This window comes from Lyngbya sp. CCAP 1446/10, assembly GCF_026130175.1.
Taxonomy (GTDB): domain Bacteria; phylum Cyanobacteriota; class Cyanobacteriia; order Cyanobacteriales; family Microcoleaceae; genus Microcoleus.
Map to the genome: position 1 here is coordinate 4,200 of NZ_JAIGNI010000029.1, position 12,258 is coordinate 16,457.

Below are 12,258 nucleotides of genomic sequence, written 5' to 3' on the forward strand. Positions count from 1 at the left end.
CAAACAGCAGCGCGCCGGTGCCGGGATTGGGAGCAAGTGACGATGGGTCTATCGCCTCTTACACCATCAACACCCTGCCACCAGCAGCCCAAGGAGTCCTATTTTTAGGAGATCCAGCCAACGGCGGAGTAGCCGTGACACCAGGTCAAGTTTTGACACCGGCACAAATAGGACAACTATTTTTCCAATCTACCGGCGACTTTAGCGGAGCCACATTCAACTACAGCGCCACAGATAACCTCGGCGCAGTTAGTCCCCTAGCTAACGCTACTCTCGGTTTAACAGGAGCGACTCCCAACCAACCGCCAGAAGCCGACAATACTAACCTCACGGTAGGGCCAAACAGCAGCGCGCCGGTGCCGGGATTGGGAGCAAGTGACGATGGGTCTATCGCCTCTTACACCATCAACACCCTGCCCCCATCCGCCCAAGGAATCCTGTTTTTAGGAGATCCAGCCAACGGCGGAGTAGCCGTGACACCAGGTCAAGTTTTGACACCGGCACAAATAGGACAACTATTTTTCCAATCGACAGGCAGCTTTACCGGTGCCAATTTTACCTACAGCGCCACCGACAACCTCGGCGCAGTTAGTCCCCCAGCTAACGCGAATCTCGGTTTAACAGGATCGACCCCCACACCGACTCCAGCACCAGTACCAACACCCACTCCCACACCATTACCAATACCGACTCCAGCACCAACTCCCACACCAACTCCCACACCGACTCCCAACCAACCGCCAGCAGCCAACAATACTAACCTCACCCTAGACCCCAACAGCACCGCGCGGGTGCCGGGATTGGGAAAAAGTGACGATGGGTCTATCGCCTCTTACACCATCAACACCCTGCCCCCATCCGCCCAAGGAATCCTGTTTTTAGGAGATCCAGCCAACGGCGGAGTAGCCGTGACACCAGGTCAAGTTTTGACTCCGGCACAGCTAGGACAACTATTTTTCCAATCCACAGGCGACTTTACCGGCGCCAATTTCAGCTACAGCGCCACAGATAACAACGGCGCTACCAGTCCCCTGGCTACCGCTACTCTCGGTTCAACAGCATCAACTCCCACACCAAATCCCCTAAACTTACCGCCAGTAACCAACAATGCTAACTTCACGGTAGACCCCAACAGCAGCGCGCGGGTGCCGGGATTGGGAGGAAGTGACCCCGATGGGTCGATCGCCTCTTACACGATCAACACCCTGCCCCCATCCGCCCAAGGAATCCTGTTTTTAGGAGATCCAGCCAACGGTGGCGTAGCGGTGACACCCGGACAAGTCCTGACTCCGGCACAGATTCAGCAACTATTTTTCAAATCCACAGGCGACTTTACCGGCGCAAATTTCAGCTACAGCGCCACAGATAACAGCGGCGCTACCAGCCCCGCCACTGCTACAGTTGCCGCTATCTCCCCGACTTCCAACCAACCGCCATCGATTAACAATGTTAACTTCACGGTTCCGACTAACGGCATCGTGCAGGTGTTGGGATTGGGAGGAAGTGACCCCGATGGGTCGATCGTCTCTTACACCATCACCAGCGTCCCCCCAGCCAACCAAGGAGTCCTGTTCTTATCAGATCCAGTCAACGGCGACGTACCCGTGACAGCAGGTCAAGTCCTGACTCCGGCACAAATAGGACAACTATTTTTCAAATCCACAGGCGACTTTAACGGAGCAACTTTCAGCTACACCGCCACGGACAACCTCGGCAAAGTCAGCCCCGCTAGCGCTAATGTTGCTGCTATCTTGAGGCCGGTTGGGACTGTTCCCCCACTCACACCTACACCCACACCAACGCCCGCGCCCGGTATCTCAAATCCGATCGCCGAACCAGATACCGACTGTCTGTGTCAGCCCATTCCTGAAAAACCGGGAATTAACTTTGCACCGCCACAGCAACCGCCCGCAGTGAGATTTGTCCGACCGATTTCGCAACTTGGAGAGGGACAAACCACCAAAGGAACCAATGGCGATGACTTGATCGCAGACACCAAAGGCAACCAAAAAATCCTCGGTTTGCAAGGCAATGACCTGCTTTTAGGTCAAAATGGCGCTGATGAAATTCACGGCGACGAAGGCAATGACACGATTTTTGCGGATACTGACACCGATATTGCCTATGGCGGCGATGGCAACGATATCATCCATGCTGGCAAACAGAACGACTGGATTTCAGGAGACTTAGGCTCTGACACCCTGTTTGGAGATGAAGGTGCCGATACGATTTTGGGAGACAACGGCAACGATAACTCCGCTAGCGCTGACGACAATGGCGATTTGATCTTCGGATGCGCTGGCAATGACATCATTAACGGTAACGAGGGAAACGATACTATCCATGCCGGAAAAGATAACGATATTGCCGTAGGAGGCAAAGACAATGACCTCATCTGGGGCGAACTCGGCTCGGATACGTTGATTGGTGGCACCGGCGAGGACTCCTTGTTCGGCGGCACCAACAACAAAAGGATCGTTGACTTCCAAGGACGCGACTTGCTCTACGGAGGCTTCGGTAACGACTTCCTCAGCGGCCAAGAAGGCGACGATACGCTGGTTGCAGGCAAAGATAACGATCGCGCTTACGGAGGCAAAGGCAATGACCTGATCTACGGTCAATTAGGCTCAGATACCCTCTACGGCGGCGAAGGAGCCGATACTCTGCTCGGCGACAGCGGCAGTTCCCAGTCAATCGGGGATACCGGCGAACAAGACTTAATCTTTGGTGATACCGGCAACGACATTATCGGCGGCGGCAACGGTAATGATACCGTCCAAGCTGGCAAAGGCAACGATGGCGTTTGGGGCGGCAAAGATAATGACTTGATTTGGGGCGAACTCGGTTCTGATACCCTTGTCGGCGACAGCGGCGATGACACCATGTACGGCGGCGCTCGCAGTCGAGCTCAAGATGTCAACGGCCAGGACTGGCTCTTTGGTGGTGATGGTGCTGATGCGCTGTTCGGCGATGAAGCTGACGATACCATCAGTGGCGGTGAAGGCAACGACAAAATTTACGGCGGCAAAAATAATGACCTCGTACACGGAGATCTCGGCAACGACTTGATTTACGGCGGTGACGGTAGTGATGAACTCTGCGGTGGCGAGGGCAACGATACCATAAGCGGCGATCGCTCCGATAACCGGGGTTTCGCGGTGGGCGCAAACGACCAGCAAGACTGCATCAACGGCGGTGACGGCGATGACTTGCTCTACGGCAATGAAGGGCAAGATAACATCAACGGAGATGCTGGCAACGACACCCTCTACGGAGGTAAAGATAGCGACATTCTCAACGGCGGTGCTGGCGATGACTGGCTGTTTGGTGGCGCAGGCGAGGATACTTTAATTGGAGGGCTTGGGAGCGATCAATTTGTGTTGGGTGCTGACGGTGGCATCGATACTGTGATTAACTTCGAGGTAGGCGTCGATAAGTTTGTTTTGACTGGCGGCGTGAGTTTCCAGCAGTTACAATTTAGCGCCACTCCTGACGGTACGTTGCTGCGAGTCGCAGGAAGTGGTCAGGTTTTAGCGAATCTGGTGGGGGTTAATGGGGCGATCGGCTCCTTGGATTTCCTATCATCAAATCTCTTCCGTTCTGAGGGTTAGAATTGGCGGCGAAAGTCCGCTATTCTCATAACAAAACGCCACAGAAGTTGCAAGCTGCTGTGGCGTTTCCATCATTTTCAATACTCGTCTAAAACTCGACTTGAAGTACATAAATTGGGAGCATCTCATTAGTGAAAAAAGCATTTTTTATTATAGTGCGATCGGGACGCTGGCGAGTCTTGCACCGATCGCACTATTAAATGCAAGGTTGTCCCTTGGATGTCTTTGGTTGGTGTTCACGCGAGACTGCTATCCTAAAATTACAGCTTGGTGCGATCCACTGCTTGCCCGTCCCTCTTGGCAGCAAACGCAAGTAACGGAGGCAGACATGGCAGCTTTTGCAGCTCGGAGACAAAGTTTTTTGGCACAATCTGAAGTCTAATGAATAAATTAACTCTGGTGCGATCGCTCTTTTTCCTAGCTGTGTTCGCCTGCATCCAACTTCCCGTCGCAGCACTTACACAGCCGGCAAGTCGATCGGGCTATGAAACAATTAACCCCAAACAGTTCATTGCCGATCGCAAAATCACCGTCTCCAACCCCAAAGATATCGCTGCCAAACTCTTTATTCTCGATCGAGAATCTGAAGGCAGAAAAAGCGACCAAATTTCAGTTGAATATCCCACGCGAGACACCGCCGTAATTGTCCAAACTGTCATCGGTTTAGCTGACGATTCTGTTGCCGGAATGCGGCACCGCATCGAGCTCAGACTCAGGCAAAATAAATGGGAAATTGTCTGGATTGGCCGACAATCTCAGTGTCAACCAAATCGCGGACACCAAAATTGGGCAAGCGGGCGCTGTCTGTAGAAAGGTCGATCGGCTTTTTGCTTATTACCCATCAGCGCCTAGAAACCCGCACCGCAAAAGTTTGATGGTTTCTGAATAATCGCGATCGCCTGCACGATATCACCTGGGATGAATTGCCGATAATTAATTCGACCGAAATAGCCAAAGCACAGGGGATTTAAGCCCCCATCTTTAGGTGGATTGTTTTTAGGCCGGGGATTTAAGCTCCAGCCTAAAAACTTCGCTGTCAACTGTCAACTGTCAACTGTCAACTGTTAATCAGAAGTCTACTTGCACATGATCAAGTTTCCAGCCGAGATGAATCCGGGTACAGGGGCTGAAATCTCAACCCAATTGCGGTCTTCTCCATTCTTGTCTTTCACTAACTGGAAATTCGGCACTAGCGTTACTTGACCGTTAGCCGCTACGCCACCTTTAACAGCAGCAGTTTTTGAAGGCTCCGTGCGGATTGCTAGACCCTTCGGCGCTACGCGAGGTTCTACTTGGCGGCACAGACTGACAGGGCCCGTTGCAGGTGCAGGTGCAGGTGCTGGTGTCGGTGCAGGTGCTGGTGTCGGTGCAGGTGCTGGTGCTGGTGTCGGTGCTGGTGTCGGTGCTGGTGTCGGTGCGGGCGCAGGACTTGGACTGGGTGTCGGTGCCGGTGCTGGTGTCGGTGCAGGACTTGGACTGGGTGTCGGTGCTGGTGCTGGTGCTGGCGCTGGCGCTGGTGCTGGCGCTGGCGCTGGCGCTGGTGCTGGTGCTGGTGCTGGCGCTGGTGCTGGCGCCGGTGCTGGTGCTGGTGCTGGTGCTGGCGCTGGAGTTGCGCTTGCTGTTGTGCACGAAACTAAATTACTTTCGTCTTTGGGATATCCGCTAGCCACATACCCTTTGACGGGAGCGGTAATTTGAATCCAGAGGCGGCCGTCGGAGGCTTTAACAGAAGTAGCGCCTTGGAACAGCGTTACCTTAGTATTCATTGCTACACCGCCAACTCTCGGAGATTTGGGGTCTGGGTTCTGGCGAACGGTCAAACCTTCTTTGGGAGTGACTTTGCGACAAAGGGTGTCAGCTTGGGCTATTTGAAAGGTGGCGCTGTTTTCAAAGGAAATATTTTCAGCATCCTGACTGGTAGTGGATGTTGGTAGGGCGGCAATACCGATCGCCTGAGCCTGCAAACTTCCGGCTACGATCGCGATCGCGCCCAGGAATGCAGCGGGTTTGTTCCAGCAATTCAAATTTTTCATCCGTTCAACTCCTCACTTAACCACAATCATTATCTTAATTGCAGGCCAATATAGCAAAAAATAGATTTCTATTCCATACCCACGTTCACATAACATTTTTATGGGGATAAGTCAATTTTGATTTATATAGCTTAATATTTGGTGAGTTAAGCAAGGACAAATTAAGCTGCTACGCCGATCGATGGCTCGTTATGGCAGGGCAGGGGAGACTGAGAGTGGGAGAGAGTGGGAAAGTCAACAGTCAACAGTTTAAATGCGTCACCTGCGATCGCACCTTACTTAAAATTACCGCGAAAAATAGACAGTGGCAGCAAGTGGAAGAACGCCCAGATTCATCTGTAAAGTCAATTCTTGCATCTAAATTATCAAAATTTACTGATTTTAGTTTATCCTTCCAGAGAGCGGCTTTGGAGTCAATTTTTAGATCTAAAATCTCTAGTCTAAAATCTCAAATTGACTCAGTTTTTTTGCTTCAATCTATCAAAAGACTGATTTTTTATAAGAAGTCGTCGCCGGATAACCTCTATCTGGAGAATGGTTTAACCGATCGCCCAAATCGAGTAAAAATAGAATGTCATATCTGATTTTGTATTCTATGAAACTGAATTATTTTATCAAACGGATTTCGACCGTCGGGCGCTATCTAGCTGCAACTGTGCTTTGCGTGTCAGCGATGGCATTTGTTTGGCAGAGTTCGTTGTTCTCGAACACCGCAGCAATGGCCTCTCCTGCTGTAAGCTCGATCGCAGCAGCAGATTTGGGCGATCAAGTTCAAAACAAAGCGAGCACAGATGCTGGAAGAGCCAAGAACTTCATCCGAGATACAGAAGAGAAGGTGAAGGAAACAGCCAAGACAAATGCTGCTAAAGTCGATCGAGCATCAGAAGATGGTAGTTTGGCCGAGCGCAAAGCGAAGAAAGATGCCGCTACAATCGAGAAAAGAGCAGAGGAAGATTCTGCTCGCACTCAGAAAGCAGTAGATAACACCAAGAATGCTGTGGAGCGCGCTGTTGACAGCATCAAGGATGCTTTTAACTAGACAATCAATCAGATCGTGTTGACTCTCCCCACCACTGTCAAACAGGTTCCTAGTGAGGACTTTAGTCCTTCTTTTGAAAAATACTAAAGTCCTCACTAAAAACCAAAAGTATTAAAGGTTCGTAGTGAGGACTTTAGTCTTTCTTTTGGCAAATACTAAAGTCCTTACTAAAAACCAAAAGTATTAAAGGTTCGTAGTAAGGATTTTAGTCCTTCTTGTCCCAAATACTAAAATCCTCACTCAAAACCAATTCAATCGGGGTGATACTATTCGGACATGAGATCGTGTTTTTTCGCCCTTTTCTCATTCCTCGAAACCAAAAGCATCGCTCTGCATTGACAGAAACCTCTATACCGAACCTCAAACCGATCGCAATCCATCATTTAAAATTGCCGCAAAAAACGCAAATCGCTAGAATAAACCCGGCGAATATCGTCAATTTCATAAAGTACCATTGCGAACCGCTCCACACCAAAACCAGCCGCAAATCCAGTATATTTTTCTGGATCTAAACCGACTCCTTTAAGAACATTTGGATCTACCGCGCCGCAGCCCAAAACTTCCAGCCATTTGCCGTTCCACTGCAAATCAACTTCAGCAGAAGGTTCTGTAAACGGAAAGTAACTCGTGCGGAAACGAATTGGCAAATCTTGCCCGAACATTTGCCGCAAAAACTCTTTAATTGTGCCTTTCAAGTCAGTAAATGTCAGATTTTCACCAATTGCTAAAAGTTCGATTTGGTGAAAAACTGCTGCGTGAGTAGCATCCACAGTATCGCGGCGGTAAACGCGGCCGGGAGAAACAATCCGAATCGGCGGTTTGTGCTGTTCCATGTAGCGAATTTGCACCGATGATGTCTGAGTCCTTAGCAAGTCGCCACCGGGCAGGTAAAATGTATCTTGCATATCCCGCGCCGGGTGGTCGGGCGGAGTATTTAGCGCCTCGAAGTTGTAATAATCTGTTTCCATTTCCGGGCCGTTGGCGACGGTGTAACCCAGCCCGACAAAGATATCGAGAGCGCGGTCTATGACGGCATTTAAGGGGTGAATTCGGCCTTGGGGACTGAAAATCCCCGGCATGGTGACATCGAGGGTTTCTGAGGCTAATTTGGCTTGAATCTGGGCGGTTTGGAGGGCGGCGCGTTTGTCTTCTAAGTCGGCTTGGAGAGCTTCTTTTACAGTATTGGCGATCGCGCCTACTTTGGGCCGCTGATCGGCAGACAATTTGCCCATCATGCCTAAAATTTGAGAGAGTTGGCCTTTTTTGCCGAGGTAGCCGACGCGCAACTGTTCGAGTTGTTCGAGGGTATTCGCGGTGGCGATCGCACTTTTGGACTCGCTTGCGAGGGTTTCTAGTTGAGTTTCAATGTCGCTTAGTTGGACAGTCATCTTGATTTTAGATTTTAGATTTTAGATTTTAGCTAGACAGACAGGAATCCCCACACTATACCACTTCGGTTAGTGTGGGATGAAAGACTTGCTGAAGATGAGGATTCCAGACGCCCTGAGCCTCCTACGCCGTAAGCGTTGAGCCGTGAGCGTGTGGATGAGGACATCAAAGCACAATAAGTTCTTTATTGTTTTTAAAAGAATCCCCCACTCTAAATAAGTATAGTGAGGGAATTATTCTTTGAACTAATTTAAGTTCAACTCCTTACGGAGTGGTTTTCTTCGTCAATGTTTGTCCAGGTTTTCATCAGCAACACTTTCCCCTTAACTCCAGAGGTATGTTTAATTACTGACCGCAGTGTTCAGCGCTAGAAAACGGTTTACCAAACCTGTACGCTGAAGTGCCTATATATTCTGAACAAACGTAGCGACCAAGAGTTTAACGAGCCACTGAGACGGTGGGACACGCTCCCTAATTTCTTAAGAAGCCCACACGCTCGACGGTCTTCCGTTCAGTGTGTGGAGTTGTCACATTGATGGCAGTTTTGAGCCAAGCTGAGTTTAGCGCAATTTTGGCTCGACAGTCTTGGAGATTTTAGATTGTAGATTTTAGATTTTCGGTAGTTACGGATAATTCGTAATAGGTAATTGGATGTTAGAGCGATCGCCCTACTTGAATCTAGTTTAAGATTATTCTCAGGCCTCTAAAAATTTCAATGAAACTTTTAATTAGCAACGACGATGGCATCTTTGCCCAAGGCATCCGTAGCCTCGCCAACGCTCTCGCCGCCGCAGGCCATGACGTGAGTGTAGTCTGTCCCGACAGAGAGCGCTCCGCTACGGGCCACGGCCTCACGCTACACCAACCCATCCGCGCCGAAATTGTCGAATCTGTTTTTGACCCCGCCGTCACAGCTTGGGCCTGTTCGGGCACTCCCGCCGACTGCGTGAAACTAGCTTTGTGGGCTTTACTTGACAAACCGCCGGATTTTGTGATTTCCGGCGTCAACCACGGGCCGAATTTAGGCACGGACATCATCTGTTCGGGCACGGTTTCGGCGGCAATGGAAGGAATCATGGAAGGCATTCCCAGCATTGCTTTCAGCCTCGCCAGCTATACTTCCCAGGAATTTGGGCCGGCGGTAGATTTCGCTGTCACCTTGCTGGGACAGTTGGAAAAACAGCCAATGCTGAAACCGATGCTGTTGAATGTCAACATACCAGCGGTTACACAAGCAGAAATTACCGGAGTTGCGATCGCCCGTCAAGGCATTCGCCGCTATTTCGACATATTTCAAAAGCGCACCGATCCGCGCGGCAAAACTTATTATTGGCTAGCTGGGGAATTGTTAGAAGATGTAGAAGAAACCCTAGATCTGGCCGTGCCGCATGATATTCCTACAGACGTACAGGCTATTCGCCACAACAAGATAACCGTTACTCCGCTGCAATACAATCTCACCTGCGCTCCCGACTTGCACTCGTTGCGGGATTGGCAATTTGAAGGTTTTCCCAAACAGTCAGCTCCGATCGACCCGATTCGAGCGGTAAACTAGGAATTAAGGAAAAGTGCCTATAAAGGTCTATGCCCCAGGCGTTAACGCAGGCTCTAAATTAGTTGTTGGTTTTTTACTCAAGAAAAACAGTTATGAACGCTCCCACCTATAACACTCATTCTGTCACTTGCCCGATTTGCCATCGTTCCAGCGTCGTGGGCCCAGTCGGAATGGTCAGCGGACTATTCACCTGTCCCCACTGCCATTCTCATATGGTAATTAGCTGGAGTGGCCATTTTGTCCGCGATCCTTTTAGTCTCAAACAATTGACGGTAGGAAAGATGCTCAGGCGAGAGAGCAGGCCACTAGCTCGCCTTCAGCGGGACTTTGGGCTGGGTAAGCATTTTCCGCTGCTGGCAATTTTGGGAAGCGTGGTATTTTTGGGATGTGCGATCGCCGCTACAGAACAATCGCTGCCCCGACAGAATTCATTTCAAGGGTTTGTAGAGTGGGTCAACGGAACTGGCAATTCTCAAGATGTCTCGCGTTAACATTTCTCAACAGTGTGACAGATACTCCGTGCAAACATCTATTCCTTTAGATAGAAATAAGGATACAACACTTACGCATTCCGACTCCGAGAAACCGGGTTTTTACCGTTTTGATGGGATTTAACGAATTATTTTCGTTAAAAACCCGGTTTCTGATCCCCGTGCGTAAGTGCTAGTGGTTTGAACTTATACCCATTTTGAAAAGTATGGCTGCTCTTAAGAATTGGTAATTTTCGATCGCTCAATAGACTTATTGCATAAATCTTTGATTGATAAGTCAACCGCAGATCTAGGCGGATCAACGCAGATGCAACGCAGATAATTTCATTCTTAGGAGAGTGCAGGAATGCAATCTTTGTAATTGAGAAATTAATTGAGAAACTCAGCAATTTTTCTAACTGCTGCTTCCAAAATTTCTGGTGACTCAACTAGGGCAAATCGCACGTAGCCTTCTCCTGATTTCCCGAAACCGGCGCCGGGGGAAGCTGCGACTCCTGTACTCTGTACTAGCTGAGTGCAAAATTTCACCGAATCCGAGGCCCAAGGTGCTGGTAGTTTCGCCCAGACGTACATGGTGGCAGGGGGTACGGGTACTTCCCAGCCGATCGCGCTCAGCGCATTTACAAAGGCATCTCGCCGTTTTCTGAAGGTTTGTACACTGGTGGTGACGGTATCTTGGGGGCCTGTTAATGCCGCACTCGCTCCGTTCAAAATCCCTAAATATTGGTTGAAGTCTACTGTGGCTTTAACTTGTCGCAGGGCTGCAATTAGTTCGGGATTGCCGATCGCATATCCGACTCGAAAACCTCCCATGCTGTAGGATTTGGATAGCGTGAAAAACTCGATCGCCACACTCTTATCTCGATCCGCCTGAAAAATCGACGGCGCCATCAATTTACGCAATTCCTCGATATCCGAGGGCGGGCGCGCACCATCCACCGCCCCTACGGAATCGTCAAACACCAAATCCACATAGGGGAAATCGTGCACTAAAACGAGATCATGTTGACGACAAAAAGCCACGGCTTTCTCAAAAAATGCCAGCGGGGCGATCGCAGTTGTAGGATTGTGAGGATAGCTCAAAACCATCATCTTCGATTGGGCCAAGACAGGCATCGGAATATCTTCAAATACTGGCAAAAACTGATTTTCTGCTAATATTGGCATCGGGTAAATTTGACCGCCCGCTAAATACACACCGCCCGCGTGGGAAGGATAGCCCGGATCGAGCAGCAAAGCAAAATCTCCGGGGTTTAGTACAGCTAAAGGTATATGTGCCGTGCCTTCTTGGGAACCAATTAGTGGCAGCACTTCTGTTTCGGGATTGACTGAAATTCCAAATTTTTGTTCATACCAGCAAGCTGCGGCTTCTCGGAAAGAGCGGGTTCCGTTAAACAGTAAATAGCCGTGGGTGCTAGGATCGGATAGCGAAAGGGCGATCGCATCTGTAATGTGAGCAGCCGCTGGCAAATCCGAAGAACCCAGAGACAAGTCAATCACATTTTGTCCGGCGGCTCTGGCTAGAGTTTTCGCCCGATCCATGTCGGCAAATACATTAAATTTGAGGGGTTCTAAACGTTGGGCAAATTGCATATTTTTGTAAGTTTTGGCGATATTAATAAATCATTTTAAATCGCTGAAAAATGATTCTTTTTGATGGTTCTTTAGAGAATGTTTTTTAACCGCAGAGAGCGCAGAGGGCGCAGAGTCAGAGAGGAAGATTGAGGAGAAAAGAGAGATGTTTACAAATTCTTTGGGATTGTTATAGTTGTGACTTGGGAGTTGGAAACTCCCGAATCAATTCAAAATTTTATAAGTGACCGTCGAGCAAACCGATCAAAGTTTGTTTAGTAATCGCTCCCTCATGGGAAAGGACTACTTCGGCATTTTTAAACAGTCTCAGTGCTGGGACTCCTTCTACTTTATACTGCTTGACAGTATTCGGATTAGGGTCAATTTCCATTTTAACCACTTTCAGGTCGCTGTAGTTGGCAGCCACCCAGTCTATCGAAGGCGCAATCAGTTTGCAAGGCCCGCACCAAGATGCCCAAAAATAGGCAAGCACTGGTTGCTCTGCTTTCAGAACTTCTGTTTCAAATTTTTCGTCGTTGATGACAATTACACTGTTGCTCATGATTTT

The 12,258-nt window shown here is 49.4% G+C and carries 10 protein-coding genes; 6 read left to right on the top strand and 4 right to left on the bottom strand.

Features of this window, described 5'->3' with window-relative positions; all coding sequences use genetic code 11:
* The 3 genes from K4039_RS13665 to K4039_RS13675 form a co-directional block, all read left to right on the top strand.
* Positions 1 to 3,611 (top strand): calcium-binding protein (locus tag K4039_RS13665; protein WP_321161608.1); only part of this gene is annotated, 3,611 nt, incomplete at its 5' end.
* Between the two features lie 100 nt (positions 3,612 to 3,711).
* Positions 3,712 to 3,993 carry a hypothetical protein gene (locus tag K4039_RS13670; RefSeq protein WP_265235733.1) on the top strand — a complete coding sequence of 94 codons (282 nt, stop codon included), beginning with the start codon at positions 3,712 to 3,714 and terminating at the stop codon, positions 3,991 to 3,993.
* Positions 3,993 to 4,421 (top strand): hypothetical protein, encoded by a 429-nt coding sequence (locus tag K4039_RS13675; RefSeq protein WP_265235734.1) that lies wholly within the window; start codon positions 3,993 to 3,995, stop codon positions 4,419 to 4,421. Before K4039_RS13670 ends, K4039_RS13675 begins: the two co-directional genes overlap by 1 nt.
* A 266-nt stretch (positions 4,422 to 4,687) precedes the next feature.
* Here K4039_RS13675 and K4039_RS13680 read toward each other — a convergent pair whose 3' ends face one another.
* A complete protein-coding gene (locus K4039_RS13680) occupies positions 4,688 to 5,644 on the bottom strand; it encodes an SH3 domain-containing protein (RefSeq protein ID WP_265235735.1) in 957 nt (318 codons plus the stop codon).
* Between the two features lie 571 nt (positions 5,645 to 6,215).
* On the opposite strand from K4039_RS13680, the gene K4039_RS13685 reads away from it, so the two are divergent.
* Positions 6,216 to 6,683 carry a hypothetical protein gene (locus K4039_RS13685; RefSeq protein ID WP_265235736.1) on the top strand — a complete coding sequence of 156 codons (468 nt, stop codon included), beginning with the start codon at positions 6,216 to 6,218 and terminating at the stop codon, positions 6,681 to 6,683.
* Positions 6,684 to 7,066: 383 nt separating this feature from the next.
* Here the strand turns inward: K4039_RS13685 and pheS are convergent, their stop codons facing one another.
* Positions 7,067 to 8,071 (bottom strand): phenylalanine--tRNA ligase subunit alpha, encoded by a 1,005-nt coding sequence (gene pheS / locus K4039_RS13690; RefSeq protein WP_265235737.1) that lies wholly within the window; start codon positions 8,069 to 8,071, stop codon positions 7,067 to 7,069.
* Between the two features lie 716 nt (positions 8,072 to 8,787).
* Here pheS and surE point away from each other — a divergent pair.
* Positions 8,788 to 9,627, top strand: a complete 840-nt coding sequence (gene surE / locus K4039_RS13695; protein ID WP_265235738.1) for a 5'/3'-nucleotidase SurE — start codon at positions 8,788 to 8,790, stop codon at positions 9,625 to 9,627.
* 92 nt (positions 9,628 to 9,719) lie between these two features.
* Complete coding sequence (locus K4039_RS13700) at positions 9,720 to 10,118, top strand: hypothetical protein (RefSeq protein WP_265235739.1); 399 nt, start codon at positions 9,720 to 9,722, stop codon at positions 10,116 to 10,118.
* A gap of 369 nt (positions 10,119 to 10,487) precedes the next feature.
* Here K4039_RS13700 and K4039_RS13705 read toward each other — a convergent pair whose 3' ends face one another.
* On the bottom strand, positions 10,488 to 11,711 hold the full coding sequence (locus K4039_RS13705) for an LL-diaminopimelate aminotransferase (protein ID WP_265235740.1): 1,224 nt from the start codon (positions 11,709 to 11,711) through the stop codon (positions 10,488 to 10,490).
* A gap of 217 nt (positions 11,712 to 11,928) precedes the next feature.
* Positions 11,929 to 12,252, bottom strand: a complete 324-nt coding sequence (locus K4039_RS13710; protein ID WP_265235741.1) for a co-chaperone YbbN — start codon at positions 12,250 to 12,252, stop codon at positions 11,929 to 11,931.
* Positions 12,253 to 12,258 lie beyond the last annotated feature (6 nt).